Below are 20,089 nucleotides of genomic sequence, written 5' to 3' on the forward strand. Positions count from 1 at the left end.
GGGCCAGCCGATGATCATTCTCGGCGAGGACTCCCAGCGTACACAGGGGAAAGACGCCCAGTCGATGAACATCTCCGCCGGCCAGGCGGTCGCGGAATCCGTACGGACCACGCTCGGTCCGAAAGGAATGGACAAGATGCTCGTCGACTCCGGCGGCTCCGTCGTCGTCACGAACGACGGCGTCACCATCCTCGGCGAGATGGACATCGACCACCCCGCAGCGAACATGATCGTCGAGGTCTCCGAGACCCAGGAGGACGAGGTCGCCGACGGGACCACGACGGCCGTCGTCGTCGCCGGTGAACTCCTCGATCAGGCCGAGGAGCTCATCGACCAGGACGTCCACGCCACCACCATCGCGCAGGGCTACCGCCAGGCCGCCGAGAAGGCCAAGGAGATCCTCGAGGAGAACGCCATCGAGGTCTCCGAGGACGACCGCGACACCCTCGTCAAGATCGCCGAGACGGCGATGACCGGCAAGGGCGCCGAATCCTCGAAGGACCTGCTCGCGGAACTCGTCGTCGACGCCGTGCTGGCGGTCAGGGACGACGCCGGCATCGACATCGACAACGTCTCCGTCGAGAAGGTCGTCGGCGGCTCGATCGACAACTCCGAGCTCGTCGAGGGCGTCATCGTGGACAAAGAGCGCGTCCACGAGAACATGCCCTTCGGCGTCGAGGACGCCAACGTCGCGCTGTTCGACGGCGCCCTGGAGGTCCGCGAGACCGAGATCGACGCCGAAGTCAACGTCACCGACCCCGACCAGCTCCAGCAGTTCCTCGACCAGGAGGAAAAACAGCTCAAGGAGATGGTCGACCAGCTCGTCGACGTCGGCGCCGACGTCGTCTTCGTCGGTGACGGCATCGACGACATGGCCCAGCACTACCTCGCGAAGGAGGGCATCCTCGCGGTCCGCCGCGCGAAGTCCTCCGATCTGACGCGGCTCGCCCGCGCCACCGGCGGGAACGTCGTCGGTTCGCTCGACGACGTCGAGGCCGACGACCTCGGCTTCGCCGGCTCCGTCGCCCAGAAGGACATCGGCGGCGACGAGCGCATCTTCGTCGAGGACGTCGAGGACGCCAAGTCCGTCACGCTCATCCTCCGCGGCGGCACCGACCACGTCGTCGACGAGCTCGAACGCGCCATCGACGACTCGCTTGGCGTCGTTCAGACGACCCTCGAGGACGGTCGCGTCCTGCCCGGCGGCGGCGCGAGCGAGACCGAACTCTCGATGGAGCTCGGCGAGTTCGCCTCCTCCGTCGGCGGCCGCGAACAGCTCGCCATCGAGGCGTTCACCGAGGCGCTGGACGTCATCCCGCGCACGCTCGCCGAGAACGCCGGTCTCGACCCCATCGAGTCGCTCGTCAACCTCCGGAAGGAGCACGCCGACGGCGACTTCGCCGCGGGGCTGGACGCCTACACCGGCGAGATCGTGAACATGGAGGACGACGGCGTCGTCGAGCCCCTCCGCGTCAAGACGCAGGCCATCGAGTCCGCCACCGAGGCGGCCGTGATGATCCTCCGCATCGACGACGTCATCGCAGCCGGCGACCTCAAGGGCGGCGGCAGCGACGACGACGGCGACGACGCCGGCGCCCCCGGCGGCGGTATGGGCGGCGGCATGGGCGGCGGTATGGGCGGTATGGGCGGTATGGGCGGCGCTATGTGAAAGCGATCGGAGACTGCTTTCCATAGGCCGTCAGGCGTCGCCTGACGCAGCCGATGTAAGCGTCGGTCACGAAACGCTCACCCCCACGACCGCAGCCGAACCGCTCGCCGAACGCACGACCCTCGCTTTCTTTAGCGTCCGACCGACCAGCGGCGTCGCCGTCGAGCGCTCCGTGATTTGTCGAGGACACTCTACCGGACGCGGCACGAGGGCGGCGATGTATCTCAGGAATACAAGCGGTTAGCGTGATAAAACGGTCGCGGACCGACTACTCGGTCCGGTCGATGTCGATCTGTTCCCTGATCGCGGCCAGCTCCTCGGAGTCCGCAAGCGACTCGACCTGCGTCCGGAAGTGCCGCTCGCAGAGCCCGACCTTGATCCCGTCCTTCTCGGCGGCGTAGGCGGCCTCCCGGTCGCAGTAGTGGCACTTCATACTCTATCTTGGTTCCCGCTCCGGTTTAAGCCTACGCTCCCGGCTATCGAAGTCGAGAGCGCGACGGATCCGTCTCCAGCCGGTCGGCGAAGGAGTCGAACGCCGACGCGGGTGGCCCGGCGACGCCGAGCGTCCGATCGTGGGCGTCGGAGCCGCCGGTCCGGAGCAGGTTCGATTCGGCGGCGACCTCGTCGACACGCTCGGGGTCGGCGCGGTCGGCGTCCCGCCCGTTGTATGGGTAGTACCGCTCGACGGCGTCGAGGTCGCGGGCGCAGTCGAGCGCCGCCCCGACGTCGGGATACCGGAACGGGTGGGCCAGGCCGACGACCGCACACGACTCCCGGAGGGCGTCGGCGCCGTCGGCGAACGTCGGGATCTCCCGCGGGACGTAACAGGGGCAGTCGGCCCCGATCAGGTGCTCGAAGGCGCCGTCGTAGTCGTACGGCGCGTCGCTGTCGGCGATCGCGCGGGCGATCCCGGGGCGGCCGATCCCAGTGCGGATCTCGGCGTCGACCGCGACGCCGACGTGGTCCTCGACCCGCGCGAGGATCTCCGCGGCGCGCTCCTTCCGGTTCCGTTGGATCCGGTCGACCATCGTCCCGAGCGCGTCGGTCTCGGTGACGCCGTATCCGAGGAGGTCGAGGCGCTGGGTCCCGGCGTCGACGCGGAGTTCGATCCCCCGGATCACGGTCACGCCGTCGACTTCCTGGGTTGGGGCATCGAGCTCCGGGTGGATCCGGTCGTGATCCGTCACGGCGACGACGTCGATCCCGGCCGCGCGGGCCGCGTCGGGGAGTTCCGGGACCGTCAGCACGCCGTCGGAGGCGGTGGTGTGGATGTGGAGGTCCGCGGCGGGCCCGTCGTCGTCGCGGCCGGATACGTCGTGGCTCACTAGGTTGATCTCGGCCGTTGCGGAGTAAATCCCTTGCGCCGTGTGGGATGTTAGTACGGTATATTATGACAATTAAGGTCGGGGGAGGCCTTGGTACTCTACCCCATACTGTAATGGAAAACCGTTAAGAACCCTCGGTCGCTACGCAGGGATGCAATGCGCTTGAACCGAACCGGTTACCTCATCGATGCCCACGAGTTCCCGGCGACAACCGAGGAACTCACCGAGGCGTACGGCGATCGGACGATCGAACTCCCGAACGGGACCGCACGCCTCGGGGACGTACTCGAGCGTGCGGGCGCCGAAACGTACACGAACGCCGCCGACGCGCGTTCGGCGATCCTGTGTGGGCTCGGTCACGAGGCCATCGGTCGTCGGTACTACAGCGACCGCGACGCCTACGCGATGGGCGAGGACGGCCCCCAGCAGGTCTCGTTCTGACTGACGCCGCCACGCAGTTTTTTCGACGGCAGCGAGTCACACTCCGACGTCGAGTGGGACCGAACCCCTGGTGTACCCCTCCACCCGGCCGGACGGTCTGAGCCGGAACACGACCGCGGGCCGGTGGTGGACCTCCGGTTTCTCGGCGAAAACCGACTGCCACTCGTCGTCGGGGAACGACGAGCAGTCGACGAACAGCACGACGCCGCCGCCGTGGGCCTCCAGTTGGCCCTCCGATTTCGTCTCGGCGGTGTCGCGGACCGCGGCCACGGGGGTTCCGGCGCGGCGCTTCCGCGTCGGGGTCGGTCGGGTGACCTCCACCAGCACCGACTCCCCGTCCCCGCCCTCCGCGCGGTAGTCGATGGCGTGACCGGTCGTGACCTCGATCTCGGGTTCGATCCCGTAGCCCGCCTCGACGAGGAGGTGTCCGACGTTGAACTCGCCCATCGCCGCGGTCATCCGGGTGAGATCGAGGTGTTCGGAGGTGCCGAGCTTCCCCGCCATCACCTCCCGCCAGTCGTCGAGCACGCGGGTTCGGAGGAACGACTCGTAGAACTCGAGGGCCTCATCGCGGGTCGCGTCGGGAAAGCCCGCGGCGTGGTCGTGGAAGAACGCCCGCGTCGCTTCCCGGCCGTCCTTCGAGAGGAACACGGGGAGGAAGAACCACGACAGATGGGGGTAGGGTTCGAGCCACGGGCTCTCCTCGTGGAGCTGTGCGGTGAGCTCCCGGGTCGCCCACCGCGAGACCGCCTCGGGGACGTCGTCGAAGCCGTACTTGTCGGTCCGCCAGAGCGCCTCCGGCGTTTCGGTGTTGCCCATCCAGTAGGCCTCGGTGTCGTTCCACAGAAACAGCGCCACGTCGCCGTTGTCCATCTCGAATCGCTCGCCCGCGTACCGATCGGGCGGGCGGAACCACGGCCGGCGACGGGTCGCGCCGAGGTTCCGGTCGAGATCGCGGTAGACCTGTCCGACGACCCGGTCCTCGGTCCAGCGGCCGGGTGCGTGTCGGAAGCGTAGTGGGCGTGCCACGCTCGTAGTAGCGCACGCTTCGGTTTATACTGTGGGCTCACGGTCGGACGCCGTCGGCTACGTCGGGCCACTGGCCTCGTTGTGCGACGTCTCGCCGACGCGATCCCTCACCGTTCACGCACGCCTCCCGGGCATCACCATTGGGGGCACCGCGGAAACGACCACGACCGCAACTACGCGAGCATCTACCGCCAGCACATCCACTGGAGAACCTTCCGGGGCCAGACTCACCGCTGGCCGAAACGACTCACTCGGAGGCTCAGCGGGTCGAGTCGGCAGTACCGACGAATCAAACCACTACCGGCTGTGAACAGTCCACCGCGCGTTTTGATCGAAGTCACTGTTTTCACGTGAGTTAATAAATGTGTTCTTACCGAAAGGTTCAAAAACTGTCACACATACTGATAGTATGCAGGCAAGGGGTTCCAGAGTCGGGCGCGGCGAAAGGTTCTCAAGACGCTCGGTGCCGGTGTTTCGTTGCTGGGTATCGGGACCAGACGATCCGTCGCCGCCACGACACACTCTGGCAAGAGCCGGACTGCCGACAGCAATCAGAACCAGGGTGATGCGAGTGGCCAGGACGCGGGCCAGTCATCATCGGCACAGCGGCGCAAACGAGCCGCCCAGCGCCGGCGGGAGGCGGTCCGCGAAACGCTCCAGCGACGGCCCCTATTCGAGCAACCGACCAACGACGATGACTCGACGTACGACAGTAGCGTTAATTACTTCGCCTCGTACTCGAAGGGACTCCCACACGACGACAACGGCGAACCCGACGCGGGCGCCTACGAGGCGCTTCGGTCGGCGTTGTCCGAAGCGGATGGCGGCGACTTCGACGCCATCCCGCAGGCCGGCGTTCGGCCGCTGACCAATCCCGAGGCGGCTATCAGCTACAATATGGTCGGGCTAGATCCGAACGACATTTACGCCCCCGCGGCGCCGTCCTTTGACAGCGCGCAGGCGGCGGGCGAGATGGTCGAACTGTACTGGATGGCGCTGCTGCGCGACGTCCCCTTCTCTGCGTATGCAGACGACGATGACGTCGCTGCAGCCGCCGCGGAACTCGCGGGACTGAGCGATTTCGATGGCCCGACCGACGCCGGGGCCGTGTTTCGGGGTACCATCCAGGGAGTGCAGACCGGGCCGTACGTGAGCCAGTTTCTGTACAAGGACTTCGAGCGTGGCGTCGTCCGTCGAACGCAGCGGTTTCGACCGCTTGAGCCGACGGAGTATATGATCGACTACGACGACTGGCTCGCGGTTCAGAACGGCGAGGTCCCACAGGGTGGGATCAACCGTACGACGCCGGGCGAGCCCTCGCTGTCGGACGCGGGGATCCGGCAGGACGCCGAACGCTACCCGATCACCGGGCGGGACCTGGCGACGTACGTGGGGGAGAACGTCTCCCAACAACCGTACATGAACGCCGCCTTGATCCTCCAGAACACCGAACCGGACGACGATTCGCCCGAAAACCTGGCGTTGGCGAACTTGTCGGCCGACGGCCCGGGGTCGGTACCGGCCGACCCCGGCTTGCCGGTCGACCCGAACGTTCCCGACGGCTTCGTCGACTTCGTCCGCAGCGGGTATCAGTCACTACTAGGCGGTATTCTACAGGCCCACGCACACGCCGCGTGGTATCACAAGTGGCGTGTCAACCGCCGCCCCCGGCCCGAGGAGTTCGGCGGTCGGGTGTACCACGTGGTGAACGGGACCGAGGTCGACGGGCAACCGGCGGCCGACCGGTACCCGATCCACGGAGACCTGATCGACTCGGACGCGCTGAACGAGACGAGAGACAGGATCAGCACCTCACTCCTCCCGCAGGCGTACCCCGACGGGTCGCCAACCCACCCCTCGTACCCCGGCGGACACGCCGTCACCGCGGGATCGAACGCGACGATCCTCAAAGCGTACTTCGACGGCGATGCCGTCATAACAAACCCGGTCCGCCCCGATCCGGAGGATCCGACCAGGCTTACGACTGACGGCGTGGCGGATCGCCTGACCGTCCGTGGGGAGATCAACAAACTCGCGACGAACGTGTCGTACGCCCGGAGTTGGGCGGGGATTCACTACCGAAGCGACACGACCGCCGGCCTCCGGGTCGGCGAACGGATCGCCGCGGCGGTACTGAGCGAGCGACTCCGGCAGCGATCGGCGGGCGCTTACGGCTCCCGTGGCGAGTTCACGTTCACCACGTTCGACGGCACGGAGGTGACGGTCTCGGCAGACGGCGTGTCGCCCGCAGGCGCGTTCGACCCCCCGCTGTTCCGGTCGAAAGGGTAAGCGAAGGGGTAGCACCGACGGGACCGAGAGTGACCTATGGCCGTCGCTTCGCCGTGACCGCCGGGTGATGATCACTCTCGCCGTGTACCGCCGAGCACCACCCCCGTCGACGCCGCTCGGCGGTAAGAGACGAGAACAGTCGGGATGGGACCCGACGCTCCGACCCGTACACCGCCACCCGAGCCTCGAAGCCGGGAGCATAATTGGGTACGGCGCGTAACGGAGGTGTGACATCGCCGGAATCTGAGGTCGAGAGCAAACGCGACGACGAGACCGAGGCCGAGACCGGGGCTACACAGGACAGTACGCAGGAGCGCCCCGCGACCGCGGAGCGGGCGGCAATCGACGTCGAGGGCCTCGAACTGATCTACGCCGACGGGACGGCGGCGGTTCAGGGGATCGACCTGACCGTCCCGGAGGGGGAGTTCTTCGGCTTCCTCGGCCCGAACGGCGCCGGCAAGACCACCACGATCAAGACCTTCGCAACGCTCCTGTCGCCGACCGCCGGGACGGTCCGGGTCAACGGCTTCAACGTGCGGTCGGACGCCCGAAAGGTCCGGGAGTCGATCGGATATATGGCCCAGGAAACAAGCATCGACCCCGAACTCACCGCCGCGGAGAACGTCCGGTTCGCCTGCGAGGCCTACGGCGTTCCGCGGGGCGAGCGGGCCGACCGGGTCGCGGAGCTTCTGGACCTCGTCGACCTCGCCGACGTGGCGGACAAGCGCGCCGACGAGTTCTCCGGCGGGATGAAGAAGCGCTTAGACGCCGCGACCGCGCTGGTCCACCGGCCGCCGCTGGTCTTCCTCGACGAGCCGACCACCGGGCTCGACCCGAAGGCCCGCAACCGACTGTGGGACTACTTCCGCCGGATCAACGACCTCGGGACCACCATCTTCCTGACGACGCAGTACCTCGAGGAGGCCGATCAGCTCTGCGACCGGCTGGCGGTGATCGTAGACGGCGAGATCGTCGCCTCGGGGAGCCCGGCGGAGCTGAAGCGGGAGGTCGGCGGCGAGGTGCTCGACGTCGAACTGGAGGGCGGCGCCGACGCCCGCAACCGGGCGGCGACGATCGCCCGGGAGTTCGACGCGTTCGCCGCGGCGACGGTCGCCGAATCCGAGGCGGGGATCAGCGTGACCGCGGAAACCGCCCGGGAGCACGGGACCGACCTGCTGGTCGCGCTCCGGGACGCGGGGCTGACCGTGACCGGGTTCAACATCCGGGCGCCGACGCTCGACGACGTGTTCCTCGCGATCACCGGGGAGGAACTCGACGCCGACGGTGACGGGCGCTCCGGGTACGGTGTCGACGGTGGCGGCAGCGAGGGGCACGACGGCGCCTCCCCGGAGGTGTCGCGGTGACCGCTTCCGACGCCGAGCGCGTCGCGGACGCGACGGCACCGGCCGGCGGCCGCTCCGGCAACACCTTCGCCGGGGACGTGTGGGTGAACTTCAAGCGGTGGAACCTGAAGGCCGTCCGCAACCCGTTCGTTCTCGTCGTCTCGCTCGTCCAGCCGATCATCTTCCTCGTGTTGTTCACCGAGGTGTTCGGGCGGGTGGCCGGCGGGGCCGTCAACCGGGGAATCCCGGGGATCACCTACGAGACGTATCTGGTGCCCGCGATCGCGATCCAGGTTGCCCTCGCCGCAGCGATCACCTCGGGCGTCGGGCTGGTCAACGACATCGAGAACGGGATGTTCGAGAAGGTGCTCGTCACGCCGATGAACCGCACGGCCGTCTTCACCGGCAAGACCGCAGCGGAGGTGTTCCGGATCGCGATCCAGATCACGATCATCCTCGGGCTCGGGACGCTGCTCGGCGCCGAGATCGCCACCGGCGTCGTCGGCGCGGTCGGGATCGTCGCCGTCGGCGTCCTCTTTTCGCTGTGGTTCGTGGCGTTCTCGAACGCCCTGGCGATCGTCACCCGGGACCAGGAGTCGACGATCATCGGGGCGAACCTGCTGCAGTTCCCGCTTCTGTTCCTGTCGAGCGCCTTTCTCCCTCTCGCTTCGCTTCCGGGGTGGATCCGGACGTTCGCCCGGGTCAACCCCGTCACCTACGGCGTCGACGCGGCGCGGTCGCTGATGATCGACCGGGACGTGATGACGGTGATCGAGGTCGCGTGGTTCGACGGGACCCTCGACGGGGTCGTCCCCGGCGTGCTCGTCTTGATCGGTCTCGCGGTCGTCTTCGGCGGCGTCGCGGTCTCCCTGCTGGCCCGAGCGTCGAGTTCCGACGTGCGGTGACGCCGCGGCGCGGGAGCACTTCCGCCACCGACCCGGAGGAGGTTTCACGCTCGGCCGCCTCAAGCACCTATGACGAGCCAACCCTGCGAGGGCTGCGGGGAGTCGGTCCGGATCGCCGGCGGGATCGGCGACTTCTGGTCGTTCGAGGCCGGCTCCTCCGGCGGGATGACGCTGGAACTCGACGACGGCGGGGAGTACTTCCTGTGTCACGACTGCATCGCCCGGCTGCCCGACGGCCGGGCGGTGACAAGCGAGGACGTCGAGTCGCTGTAGCGCGTCGGCCGCGGTCTCCGGACCTCGGTGGACGCTCCGTCGCCCGCCGTCTGAAGCTTTTTATCCGGGTACGGCGGAGAAAGCCGTGTGGACCCGGACCTGATCCCCGAGTCGTTCCCCGCCCCCCAGTTCCGCGGCCGCCAGAAGCGGGCGCTCGCCGACATCCGCGACGCCTTCGCTGCGGGCAACAACGTCGTTCTCGTGCGCGCGCCGACCGGGACCGGCAAGTCCCTCCTCGCGCGGGCCATCGCGGGCGCGGCGGCGACGACCGAGGAGGTCGCGCCCGCCGACGCGACCGGGGCGTACTACACCACGCCGCAGGTCTCTCAACTCGACGACGTCGCCACCGACCCGCTGCTCGACGACCTCAACGTCATCCGCGGCAAGTCCAACTACACCTGCATCCTGAACGGCGAGACAGACACGCCAGTCGACCGTGCGCCCTGCGCCCGACGGGCGGGGTTCGATTGCTCGGTCCGTCACCGGTGTCCGTACTTCTCGGATCGGTCGATCGCGTCGAACCGCGCGATCGCGGCGATGACGCTCGCGTACTTCATGCAGACCGCGGGCTCGGAGGTGTTCCGGAAGCGCGACGTCGTGGTGATCGACGAGGCCCACGGCCTCGCCGAGTGGGCGGAGATGTACGCGACCGTCGAACTCGCTCCGCAAACGGTCCCGGTCTGGGACGAGGTGGGGATCCCGGACGTGACCGCCGCCGACGACGACCCCGTCGAGCGGACGATCCGGTTCGCCGAGACCCTGGAAGGCGTCTGCAAACGAGCGAGCGACGACCTGACCGGAACGCCCGAACTCTCGCCCGAGGAGGCCGCCCGCCGGGACCGCCTCCAGGAGCTCCGCTCGGAGCTCACTTGGTTCGTCGCCGACGCTCGCGACCCCGAGAGCCCGACCACGTGGGTCGTCGACCAGCCCGACGGCGAGGGCGGCCCGATCACGATCAAGCCGCTGGATCCCGCACGATACCTCCATCACACCGTGTGGGATCGCGGGAACGCGTTCGCGCTGCTGTCGGCGACGATCCTGAACAAGGAGGCGTTCTGCCGCGGCGTCGGCCTCGACCCCTCGAACGTCGCCCTGGTCGACGTCGAGCACACCTTCCCCGTCGCAAACCGGCCGCTGTACGACGTGACCCGCGGGAAGATGACCTACGAGGAGCGCGAGGAGACGCTCCCGAAGGTGGCGAGGGTGCTGGTCCGGATCGCCGCGGCCCACCCATCCGAGAAGGGACTCGTCCACTGTCACTCCTATGCGATCCAATCGGAGCTCCGGCGGCGACTCGCCCGGTTCGGGCTGGGGGGTCGCGTCCGCGCCCACGACCGCGAGGACCGCGACGCGGCCCTGGAAGCCTGGAAGGCCACCGACGACCCCGACGTCTTCCTGTCGGTGAAGATGGAGGAGGCGCTGGACCTGGCGGGCGACCTGTGTCGGTGGCAGGTGCTCTGTAAGGCGCCCTACCTCAACACCAACGACTCACGGGTCGCCCGCCGGCTCGAGGAGGGGCAGTGGTCGTGGTACCACCGGACCGCGCTCCGGACTGTCATCCAGGCCTGCGGCCGGGTCGTCCGGTCGCCCGACGACCACGGGGCGACGTATCTGGCGGATTCGTCGCTTTTGGATCTGTTCGATCGCACCCGCGGGGAGATGCCGACGTGGTTCCGCGAGCAGGTCGACCGGCTTTCGGTCCCGGATCTGCCGGACTTCGAGGCGGCCGCCGACGCCGCGTCGGGGCGGACGCGCGGGTCGTCGGGATCGACGGCCGGAACCGGGCGCGACTCGGGTGGTGGCTCGCACCCGAGCGGGACTACCGGATCGGGCGGAGCCGCCGCCGATCCGGACGGATCCGACGATACCGGCCTCGGCAGCGGCGCCGACCACCCCCTCTCGGACGTGTGGGGCGACGGGTAACCGGGTGTGGACACACTCTAGCTTTCGTCTTCGGACCGCCCCGATTTCGAGAACGCTATCGAAGCCGAACATACCGAATTCCGGTGGACTGATCCGGTTGACGAGTTCCCGATCGATTTACGGAGTGTCGATCGTCTACGGACGTATACGTATGGGGACGAAGAGCGTGCGTCTGGACGAGGAGGTGTACGAGCGCGTGAGGGCCTACAAGCGGGATGATGAGACGTTCTCCGACGCCGTCGCGCGACTGATCGAGACGTATCGCTCCCTGATATCGCCGAGGAGAGCGGGGAGTACGACGCTGAACGTGCCGAAGAACAGAAGGACGCACTGAAACGGACCGCTCGTGGCGACCAGAGGGGTATCGAGGAACTCCCGGAGACGCGATCGGAGTGGTTGCCCTCGACACCAACGTTCTCATCGACATCGACAACGACCGATCGGAAGCGATCGAGAAGGCTCGAGAGATCGAACGGTCGGGAAAACCTCGGAGAGTCCCCCGGATCGTTATCACGGAACTGTGGGTGGCGATCGGAAAGGGAACCGCGACGGAGCACAACCGTGAGAAGTTCGAGTAGGGTTTGCAACTGGTTGCACATCCGATCGCACGCCGTCGTGCGATCGAGCGAGCGAAGACCTGCAAACGCTACTATAGGCGGACTCCCGCAGGTGATCTCACCGAACCGATAGCGAAACGAGCCGGGGAAATCGAAGGCGAAGCGCAGTCGTCTGATCGGAACGACGTCGGTGTCGGAATGGCAGATGCGATACCGGCTACGACGGCACTCGAGTTCGACGAACCGATCGTGACCGATGACGGAGACTTGGTGAAACGGATTCGGCAGCTCCCCGGCTGCGATGTGTTAGAGGTCGACCACTATGCGTTGGACCCATAACCCGATCTACAGAATCAGCGCCGCCCCGTACGCGACCGACGACCCGAGCATCAGAATCACGAGGATGATCGCGAGCACCTGCTGTCGGTCCATACACTCCGGTACGCGGCCGGCCGATTCAATTCTTTCGACTGGCGACGGTCAGTCTCCTGCGTCCGCGTCGTCGCGGTCGACGGCGTCGGCCGGGAGGATATGAAGCCCCGCGCGACTCGACAACACCGGCACGGAATCGGCGTCGGGATCGACGTAGGAGGGGCGGGCGATCGTCGTCGACTCGTAGGTGTCGGGGTCGAGCACCTGGATCGCGTACTCGTCCTCGACGGCGACGACTGTGGTGTCGACGGCGTCCTCGACGGTCCCGAGTTTCCGGGCGTCGGGCGCCTCGCCCTCCTCGAAGGCGGCCTCGTAGGGGTCGCCGGTGGCGAGTCGGACCCCTTTGAGGTTCCCGCGGACGCTCCGGACCAGGACCGGGCCGTCGCCGTCCTCGGGGTCGATCACGTCGCCGGGGCTGAACTCCGGGAGCCGGACCGCGTAGGTCACCCGGTAGACCTCGTTGCCGTCGCCGTCCTCGGTCACCAGGGTGGGGTACTCCTCAACGGACCCGCCGAGTTCGCGGACGATCCGCTTTGCGACGCCGGCGCCCATCTGGTTGGTGGAGATCTTGATGTCGATGCCGTCGTCGACGTCGAGCGTTTCGGTGATGAACGCGTTGCGGTCGCCGGTGGCCTCCCGCTCTGCGATGTACGACTCCGCGATCTCGACCGCGCGTGACTCCTCCCCGGCGGTCGGGACCCGCTCGCGCGCCCGAAGCTGGACGATGCTGGCGTAGTAGCCGCCCGCGATCCGCCCGCAACGGTCGCAGGTCTGCTTGGCGATGTGGACCGGGACCGTCACGCGTTCCTCGCGATACGTGTCGCGGACGATCCCGCTGAACGTACAGTGCATCCGGATGGTGTTCTCGTCGACCTGCTCGGGCTCGACGCCCCACCGAACCTCCTCGGCTTTGAGGTGGACGCCGAGCGCGTCGGTCACCCGATCGACGGCGACGTCGGTGTAGTCCTCGGCATCGATGTCGACCCACCGGTTGCCCTCGTGGACCGCGCCGCACCGCGAACACACCCGGACTTCGAGCCGCTCTGGGGCGTCGACCAGGTCGAAGTCCTCGAAGTAGCAGTCGTCACACAGCACGGCGTCCCGTTCCCGGGGTTCGCCCGGCCGCGGCTCCGAGCGGGCCGGGACCGGATCGCCGCACCGCGGACAGAACGTTCCGGAACTCATTGGCCGCCGTAGGCGACAGGGCCGGTTAAGCGCGACGAACCAACCGTCCGCGCCGCGGCCGCGCCAACACCGTTTATACGCCGCGACCCGTATCTTCACGTATGAAATGGAAACCCGACTGGGGACTCCGCGGTCGGATGGTCCTCACGATGTTCCTGCTTTTCGCCCTCTATCTGGTCTTCGTGGGGGTGCTGTTCCGGACCAACTCGGTCGTCTTCCTGCCGCTTATGGGCGCGTTCGTCCTGGTGCAGTTCCTCTTCAGCGACCGGCTCGCGCTCTACAGTATGGGCGCAAAGGAGGTCTCGGCGGAGGAGTACCCGGAGCTTCACGCGACGGTGTCGCGGCTCAGCCAGCAGGCGGACCTCCCGAAGCCCACGGTCGCGGTCGCCGACTCCCGCGTGCCGAACGCCTTCGCGGCCGGGCGGTCACAGAAGAGCGCCACCGTGTGTGTGACAACCGAACTCCTCCGCACCCTCGACCGCGACGAACTGGAGGGCGTGCTCGCCCACGAACTCGCCCACGTGAAGAACCGCGACGTGATGGTGATGACTATCGCGTCGTTCCTCTCGACGGTCGCGTTCATGATCGTTCGGATGGGCTTCTGGTTCGGTGGCGGCGGCCGGAACCGTCAGGGCGGCGGGATCATCGTCGCGATCGTGGCGTCGCTGGTCGTGTGGATCGTCTCCTTCTTGCTGATCCGGGCGCTCTCGCGGTACCGGGAGTTCGCCGCGGATCGCGGCGGCGCGCTCATCACCGGCCAGCCCTCGGCGCTCGCGTCGGCACTCCTGACTATCGACGGCCGGATGGACCGCGTTCCGAAGGAGGACCTCCGCGAGCAGGCGGAGATGAACGCGTTCTTCATTCTCCCGGCGAAGGGCAACGCCATCACCAAACTGTTCAGCACCCACCCGTCGACCGAGAAGCGCGTCGAAAAGCTGCGCGACCTCGAACGCGAGATGGAGACGCGGTGACGATGCGTGGGGGTCTCTGATGGGCATCTTCGACACGATCCGCGCGGTGCTCGGCACCAGCGCGGAGGCGGACGCGACCCGCGACGCCGACCCCGAGGACCTCTTCGGGATGAGCACCGCCTACGTCACGATGGAGGCCGACCTCGGCTACGAGTCGGTCGACGCTGCGGCGCTGTGTTTCTCCGGCGTCGACAGCACCGACTTCTCCGAAACGGTCGCGGACGTTGAGGCCATCCTGGGCGCCGGCGAGGAGGAGACCGGGACCACCTTCGACGTCCGCGAGGACAGCCACGGGTGGGAGTGGGTGGTCCTCCGCGACGACGACCCCGAGGACCTGGTCACCTCGATCCACTTCGCGGCCGACGAGTTCGGAGAGCGCGGGTACGGCTCCCGGCTGCTCGCGGCGGTGTTCGGCTTCGAGGCCGACGGCGACCGCGCCTACTGGATCTACTCGTTTCGCCGGGGGGCGTACTACCCCTTCGCGCCCCGGCGCGGCAAGGAGCGGGCCAACGACGTCGAGTTCAAACTCCAGTCGGTGCTCGACGGCGAACTCGACGTCGAGGACGACGAGTCCTACTGGTATCCGATGTGGCCCGACACCGCCGGCGGCCACCCCTGGGAGTAGCGGGCGCCGCCGGCGGCCCCTCCGAGTAACGGACCCGACGGGGGCGCCGGTGTGAGCCCGCGCGTCCGCAACCACCGTGACCGGCCCGCTCCCGGGAAGTATTTACCGCCGCCGGCGGTAGCCGGGAGCCGATGCCCTCCAGTACGCCCCGCCCGACCAGACGCCAGTTCCTCCGCTCGGCCGCCGCGCTCGCGGGCGTCGGCGCCGTCGCCGGCTGCGGCGGCACCGCCGAATCGTCGGGAACGGCTGTCAGTCGACCGGACCCCGAACCGCCCGAGGACGCCCTCACCGATCCGGCTACGGTCGTCCTGCGTACCGCACCCGACGAGGCCGTGCTTCGGGAGGACGACGACACGGAGACCGACTCGGAAGCCCGGATCGACGAGTGGCGCCACAGCCTGATCGCCGACAGGGGGACCGCGGCGTCGGTGTCGGTCGCGGACGTCGACGGCGCCGGGGCCGCCCGGCAGTTCCTCGCGGACACCGACTTCGACGCGGAGACGGTGTACGTCGAGGGCCACGTCGTCGGCGAGTGTTACGACCGGCGGCTGTGTTGGGTCCGGTGGACGACCGAGCGGGTCGAGACCAGCTACGCGCGGGTGCTCCGCGACGCCGACGTGGCGTGTTCGGCCGACGCCAGGGTCGGCGTGACCCACCTGATCCGGTTGCCGGTCGCGCTCGACCCCGGGCAGGTGAGCAGATTCAGTTCGCGCGGCGGCAGCGGTCGGTGCCGGACGTCGCCGGCGGACGGGTCGAACCGCTCGACGGAGGGAGGGTCGTGACCCGCGACGCCGACGACTCGGGGCTCACGCGCCGCGAGGTGCTGTCGCTGTCGGGGACGGCGGTGCTGGCCGGCCTCGCTGGGTGTGGCGGTCGGCTCCCCGAACGGCTGCCCGGCGGCGGCCCGGCGACGATCGACGCCGCGGCGCTGTCGGAGGCGACCCGCGGGGAGACGCCGACGGTCCCCGAGACGCTCCCGGTCGACATCGAACAGTCCTTTATCGAGGGGCAACGCGACGTCGCGCGGTCGAAACTCGACGCGACCCCTGCGCCGTTCGACGAGGGGACGATCCCGAACGGCGTGATCCGGGAGCGGCTGAACGACGAGTACGACCACGCGTTGCGGTCGATCCGGGACGCTTCGGGCGCACCGACCGTCTACGAACGCCTCGATCACGCCACCCACGCCCGGACCAGCGCCCACGAGGTCGCCGCCGCGTGGGACGCGATCGAATCGACGCTAACCGTTGCGGACCTCCGGGAGTCGATCCCGGGTGTCCGCGACGAGGTCGACGCGTTCGCCCGGCGCCGGTCCTACGTCGGCAGCGACCCGGTCCGCGCGGCGGTCGTCCACGCGGAACTCGACCGGGAGATCCGCGCCACACGAAACTGGCTGTCGAACCCCGACCGGGAACTGGAGTCCGTAGCCGGGCAGTCCCTCGCGCTGGCGGAGGTCGCGGCCGACATCGAGCGCGCCCGCGCCGGTCTCGCCGTCGGATCGTACCTCTTCGACCGGTACCGGCAGCGACTCGACGACGACGGAAACCTCCGCGACCGGCTCGCCGCCGCCCACGGAACGTTCAGGGAGCGGATCGACCGGCGAAGCGACTCGATGCCGCCGGAGCAGGTCGACGACCCGACTACACTCGTCGACCGCGACGTCGACGCCACGGCTGGCGTCCACGCGCTCGCGGAGTTGGGTTCGGACGTCCGGTTCCGGATCGAGGACGCCCGGACCGACGAGGACGCCCCCAGCCTCGCCGACGACGTGATGGACGCGATCGGAACGCTCCTCCGGATCCGTGCGGTCCGGCGGCTCCGCGAGCGGATCGAGGGCGGCGACGACGTCGCGATCGCGTCCGCAACGGACGTGGAAACGCTCCGCTCGGACGCGATCGCGGCCGTCGAGACGGCACAGGACGCAGGTGGGGGCGAACTGGTGGTCGACGCGATCCTCCCCGAGTTCGCCCGCCAGATCGAGTGGATCGACGACCGGTTCGACCGCGGCTCCGGCAGCGTCCGGGTTGAGTCGGTCTCCTTCGACGCGATGCGGTACGTCACCGTCACGGCCGTCTGCCGCGTCCCCCCGGAGACGGCGGCCGAGGTGACGACGGTGCTCCGGGACGCCGAGTGACCGTCCCTCCGTAGCCGGCGGACCCGCGGCGGCTGTGCGCCTTCACGTTTGAATCCTCGTCGGCGCCCTTCCGCCCCGGCGCTCCCGTCCCGCGGCTTTACTTCCACCTCGCTGTTAACGAGGGTTTATGTACGGATGGGACCCAAGATCGCATACGATGCCACAAGACGATCTCGAGAGCCTGCCCGGCGTCGGTCCAGCTACCGCAGACAAGCTAACCGAAGCGGGGTTCGAGAGCTACCAGGCGATCGCCGTCGCGAGCCCAGGGGAGATGTCGAACACCGCCGACGTGGGGGAGTCGACCGCTGCGGACATCATCAACGCCGCCCGCGACGCCGCCGACGTCGGCGGGTTCGAGACCGGCTCGACCGTTCTGGAACGCCGCGAGGAGATCGGCAAGCTCTCGTGGCTGATCCCGGAGGTCGACGACCTGCTGGGCGGCGGAATCGAGACCCAGTCGATCACGGAGGTGTACGGCGAGTTCGGCGCGGGGAAGTCGCAGGTGACCCACCAGATGGCGGTCAACGTCCAGCTCCCGCCGGAGCACGGCGGCCTCGGCGGCGGCTGTATCTTCATCGACTCCGAAGACACCTTCCGGCCCGAACGGATCGACGATATGATCCGCGGGCTCGACGACGAGATCATCGAGGGCATACTGGAGCGCCGCGGGATCGAAGGCACGCCCGGCGACGACGAGACGATGAAGGCGCTTCTGGACAGCTTCCTCGAACACATCCACGTCGCGAAGGCGTTCAACTCAAATCACCAGATCCTGCTGGCGGAGAAGGCAAAGGAACTCGCCAAGGACAACGAGGACGCGGAGTTCCCGATCCGGCTGCTCTGTGTGGACTCGCTGACCGCTCACTTCCGCGCGGAGTACGTCGGCCGCGGCGAACTCGCCGAACGCCAGCAGAAGCTCAACAAACACCTCCACGACCTGATGCGGATCGGCGACCTCTACAACACCGCCGTCCTCGTTACGAACCAGGTCGCCTCCAACCCCGACTCGTACTTCGGCGACCCGACCCAGCCGATCGGCGGCAACATCCTGGGTCACACTTCGACGTTCCGGATGTACCTCCGGAAGTCGAAGGGCGACAAGCGGATCGTCCGGCTGGTCGACGCGCCCAATCTCGCTGACGGCGAGGCCGTGATGCGCGTCCAGGACGAGGGGCTGAAGCCGGAATAGAATCCACCTTTTTGCTGCGTCGGGTCGCGCTCCGCGCGACCGCTCCTTGCAAAAAGCTGGATCAAAAAATGCGCCGACTCACGGCCTCCAGAAGAGCAAGCTCTTTTGTGCCCCCGTTCGCCTTCGGCTTACGGGGACTTCGGCCGTTCGTCGGCGTGAACCGCTCGCTCCGCTCGTGGATGCTCAAGACTGGTGAACCATTTACGACGGGTTCCAGAGACCCGGCTTACAAAAGGTCAATAACAGCACCAAGAGCAAAACCGGCCCCCAGCGCGAGCGTTGAGTAAACGGCTTCCTTGGTGGTCGCACGAAAAATACCGGAGAGCATTATTCCGATTGAGCAACCGAAGAGGATGTTATGAACTGCTGTTGTCTCACTTCCGACCGGCCCTGATGATGCGACAACCTCAACGAAAATGATACCAGCGAAGCCGAGCAGAAAGAGGGCACCGTCTCGCCGTATGTTCCGTTCTTGCCGCTCAATCATACAGAACTGTTGAAAGGATACTTGGATAGGCTTTGTCACTCGTTTTGCTAAGTTCGCGCGTTCATCTCACGGCTATTTCGTTGCTGTCGAGGCGAAATAAACGACGACCAACTGCTGCATACAATCTCTGTATCGGTCACGCCGGTACTGACAGACACCGAGCAGGTGGAAGAGGCTCTGCTGAATAGAGGGCACGTATCGGTCACCGCCATTCCCCGAAACGATGGTATGGCGAATCGCTCAAGACAGGTGAACTACCGACCGCGAGCGAACGCAGTGAGCGAGCGGGCCGAGGAAGGGGCAAAGCCCCTGACGTAGGCTTTTGGCCAAGCTTTTGCCAGGGAGCGAGCAGGGCGGGACCGGAGGTCCCGCTGGCAGCCGGGCGAAGCCCGGCGACGAAGCGAGCGACCGCAGCAAAAGGTCGGTACGCACACGTATCGAACAGCTAATTCACAGCGAAACAGCTGAAAATAACGTAGGCATCCGTGAGAAACACGGCGTCCTTGCCCCGGAGAACTACAGGCTCCTATGATATGGAAAAGAGACTCAACAAGCACAATCCACCGTGAGCGAGGCCGCAGGCCGAGCGAGCGGGTTCTTTTTGACCCAGCTTTTTGCGAGGAGGGCGAGACGGCTTCGCCGTCTCACTTCTTCGCGGGCGACTCGCCAGTCGCCCGCGAAGAGGGTGCGCGCCAGCGCACCCGACGAAGTAAAAAGGTGGTTAGTCCTCGGTCGTCGTCCGGTCGATCTCCTCGCCCTCGTGGATCTTTGCGCCGTCCTGCGTGACCTGCCGGGCGAGGACGGCGCATTTGATCCGCATCGGGGAGATGTCGACGCCCAGCATCTCGGTGATGTCGTCGGTGCCCATCGCTTCGAGTTCCGACAGCGTCATCCCCTGCAGCCGCTCGGAGAGCATACTCGCCGAGGCCTGGCTGATCGCACACCCGTCGCCGGTGAACGTGACGTACTCGATCGTCTCGTCGTCGTCCGCCAGGCTGACGTTCACCGTGATCGTGTCGCCGCAGGAGGGGTTCTCGCCGGTGTGTGAGAAGTCCGGATCCTGCATCTCCCCCTTGTTTCGGGGGTTCTTGTAGTGATCCAGGATCTGCTGCCGATACATGTCCGAGCCCATTCCCATAGCTGTCGGCAATAAGTCAGTCCGTCGCAAAAGCGTTCCGCCGCAATCGAGGGTCGCGTTAACTTTGGCATCGATTCCACCAGACAGCGAGGGCTTGGAGCCAGGATTCTGCTGTCGTCGGCTCCACGTGACTGAACGTATTTGAAAATGAAGAGGTTCGTCGTTTTACTTCTC

Annotated in this window: 20 protein-coding genes and 1 pseudogene; 14 read left to right on the top strand and 7 right to left on the bottom strand. The window is 67.3% G+C overall.

Annotated elements, in window-relative coordinates; translation table 11 throughout:
- Positions 1-10: 10 nt before the first annotated feature.
- Positions 11-1,669 carry a thermosome subunit alpha gene (gene thsA, locus H5V44_RS14490; protein WP_185193877.1) on the top strand — a complete coding sequence of 553 codons (1,659 nt, stop codon included), beginning with the start codon at positions 11-13 and terminating at the stop codon, positions 1,667-1,669.
- Between the two features lie 268 nt (positions 1,670-1,937).
- Here thsA and H5V44_RS14495 read toward each other — a convergent pair whose 3' ends face one another.
- Together H5V44_RS14495 and H5V44_RS14500 are read right to left on the bottom strand one after the other, a co-directional pair.
- Complete coding sequence (locus tag H5V44_RS14495; RefSeq protein WP_185193848.1) at positions 1,938-2,102, bottom strand: DUF6757 family protein; 165 nt, start codon at positions 2,100-2,102, stop codon at positions 1,938-1,940.
- Positions 2,103-2,145: 43 nt separating this feature from the next.
- On the bottom strand, positions 2,146-2,994 hold the full coding sequence (locus H5V44_RS14500; protein ID WP_185193849.1) for a PHP domain-containing protein: 849 nt from the start codon (positions 2,992-2,994) through the stop codon (positions 2,146-2,148).
- Between the two features lie 156 nt (positions 2,995-3,150).
- On the opposite strand from H5V44_RS14500, the gene H5V44_RS14505 reads away from it, so the two are divergent.
- Positions 3,151-3,435, top strand: a complete 285-nt coding sequence (locus H5V44_RS14505; RefSeq protein WP_185193850.1) for a DUF5789 family protein — start codon at positions 3,151-3,153, stop codon at positions 3,433-3,435.
- Between the two features lie 36 nt (positions 3,436-3,471).
- On the opposite strand, the gene H5V44_RS14510 is transcribed toward H5V44_RS14505, so the two are convergent.
- Complete coding sequence (locus tag H5V44_RS14510; RefSeq protein WP_185193851.1) at positions 3,472-4,464, bottom strand: DUF5784 family protein; 993 nt, start codon at positions 4,462-4,464, stop codon at positions 3,472-3,474.
- A 477-nt stretch (positions 4,465-4,941) separates the two neighbouring features.
- On the opposite strand from H5V44_RS14510, the gene H5V44_RS14515 reads away from it, so the two are divergent.
- The 7 genes from H5V44_RS14515 to H5V44_RS14545 all read left to right on the top strand — a co-directional run bounded on the left by H5V44_RS14515 (position 4,942) and on the right by H5V44_RS14545 (position 11,775).
- Positions 4,942-6,753, top strand: a complete 1,812-nt coding sequence (locus H5V44_RS14515) for a vanadium-dependent haloperoxidase (RefSeq protein ID WP_185193852.1) — start codon at positions 4,942-4,944, stop codon at positions 6,751-6,753.
- Positions 6,754-7,094: 341 nt separating this feature from the next.
- Positions 7,095-8,117 (top strand): ABC transporter ATP-binding protein, encoded by a 1,023-nt coding sequence (locus H5V44_RS14520; protein ID WP_394354552.1) that lies wholly within the window; start codon positions 7,095-7,097, stop codon positions 8,115-8,117.
- Positions 8,114-9,001, top strand: a complete 888-nt coding sequence (locus H5V44_RS14525; RefSeq protein ID WP_185193854.1) for an ABC transporter permease — start codon at positions 8,114-8,116, stop codon at positions 8,999-9,001. The genes H5V44_RS14520 and H5V44_RS14525 overlap by 4 nt, the downstream gene beginning before the upstream one ends.
- A 69-nt stretch (positions 9,002-9,070) precedes the next feature.
- Complete coding sequence (locus tag H5V44_RS14530; protein ID WP_185193855.1) at positions 9,071-9,274, top strand: DUF7561 family protein; 204 nt, start codon at positions 9,071-9,073, stop codon at positions 9,272-9,274.
- An 87-nt stretch (positions 9,275-9,361) separates the two neighbouring features.
- A complete protein-coding gene (locus tag H5V44_RS14535; protein ID WP_185193856.1) occupies positions 9,362-11,197 on the top strand; it encodes a helicase C-terminal domain-containing protein in 1,836 nt (611 codons plus the stop codon).
- A 151-nt stretch (positions 11,198-11,348) separates the two neighbouring features.
- The gene (locus H5V44_RS14540) at positions 11,349-11,531 is read left to right on the top strand and encodes a DUF7557 family protein (RefSeq protein ID WP_185193857.1); all 183 of its coding nucleotides are present in this window, start codon (positions 11,349-11,351) and stop codon (positions 11,529-11,531) included.
- 58 nt (positions 11,532-11,589) lie between these two features.
- Positions 11,590-11,775 carry a hypothetical protein gene (locus tag H5V44_RS14545; RefSeq protein ID WP_185193858.1) on the top strand — a complete coding sequence of 62 codons (186 nt, stop codon included), beginning with the start codon at positions 11,590-11,592 and terminating at the stop codon, positions 11,773-11,775.
- A gap of 459 nt (positions 11,776-12,234) precedes the next feature.
- Here H5V44_RS14545 and H5V44_RS14550 read toward each other — a convergent pair whose 3' ends face one another.
- A complete protein-coding gene (locus H5V44_RS14550) occupies positions 12,235-13,371 on the bottom strand; it encodes a 60S ribosomal export protein NMD3 (RefSeq protein WP_185193859.1) in 1,137 nt (378 codons plus the stop codon).
- Positions 13,372-13,472: 101 nt separating this feature from the next.
- On the opposite strand from H5V44_RS14550, the gene htpX reads away from it, so the two are divergent.
- From htpX to radA, 5 genes are all read left to right on the top strand, one after another.
- Positions 13,473-14,342, top strand: a complete 870-nt coding sequence (gene htpX / locus H5V44_RS14555; protein WP_185193860.1) for a zinc metalloprotease HtpX — start codon at positions 13,473-13,475, stop codon at positions 14,340-14,342.
- Positions 14,343-14,361: 19 nt separating this feature from the next.
- Positions 14,362-14,967 carry a PspA-associated protein PspAB gene (gene pspAB, locus H5V44_RS14560; RefSeq protein ID WP_185193861.1) on the top strand — a complete coding sequence of 202 codons (606 nt, stop codon included), beginning with the start codon at positions 14,362-14,364 and terminating at the stop codon, positions 14,965-14,967.
- A gap of 131 nt (positions 14,968-15,098) precedes the next feature.
- Positions 15,099-15,749, top strand: a complete 651-nt coding sequence (locus H5V44_RS14565; protein ID WP_185193862.1) for a twin-arginine translocation signal domain-containing protein — start codon at positions 15,099-15,101, stop codon at positions 15,747-15,749.
- Positions 15,746-17,101: a hypothetical protein gene (locus H5V44_RS14570; RefSeq protein WP_185193863.1), complete on the top strand. Its 1,356-nt coding sequence runs from the start codon at positions 15,746-15,748 to the stop codon at positions 17,099-17,101. The genes H5V44_RS14565 and H5V44_RS14570 overlap by 4 nt, the downstream gene beginning before the upstream one ends.
- 157 nt (positions 17,102-17,258) lie before the next feature.
- Positions 17,259-18,290 (top strand): DNA repair and recombination protein RadA, encoded by a 1,032-nt coding sequence (radA, locus tag H5V44_RS14575; RefSeq protein ID WP_185193864.1) that lies wholly within the window; start codon positions 17,259-17,261, stop codon positions 18,288-18,290.
- 226 nt (positions 18,291-18,516) lie between these two features.
- Here the strand turns inward: radA and H5V44_RS14580 are convergent, their stop codons facing one another.
- The 3 genes and pseudogenes from H5V44_RS14580 to H5V44_RS14590 form a co-directional block, all read right to left on the bottom strand.
- Positions 18,517-18,777: a hypothetical protein gene (locus H5V44_RS14580; RefSeq protein ID WP_185193865.1), complete on the bottom strand. Its 261-nt coding sequence runs from the start codon at positions 18,775-18,777 to the stop codon at positions 18,517-18,519.
- A 721-nt stretch (positions 18,778-19,498) separates the two neighbouring features.
- Positions 19,499-19,915: a Fe-S cluster assembly sulfur transfer protein SufU gene (sufU, locus tag H5V44_RS14585; RefSeq protein ID WP_185193866.1), complete on the bottom strand. Its 417-nt coding sequence runs from the start codon at positions 19,913-19,915 to the stop codon at positions 19,499-19,501.
- Between the two features lie 58 nt (positions 19,916-19,973).
- A pseudogene (locus H5V44_RS14590) lies at positions 19,974-20,089 on the bottom strand (IS6 family transposase); the annotation flags it as partial.

The organism is Halobellus ruber, from assembly GCF_014212355.1.
Classification (GTDB): Archaea; Halobacteriota; Halobacteria; order Halobacteriales; family Haloferacaceae; genus Haloquadratum; species Haloquadratum rubrum.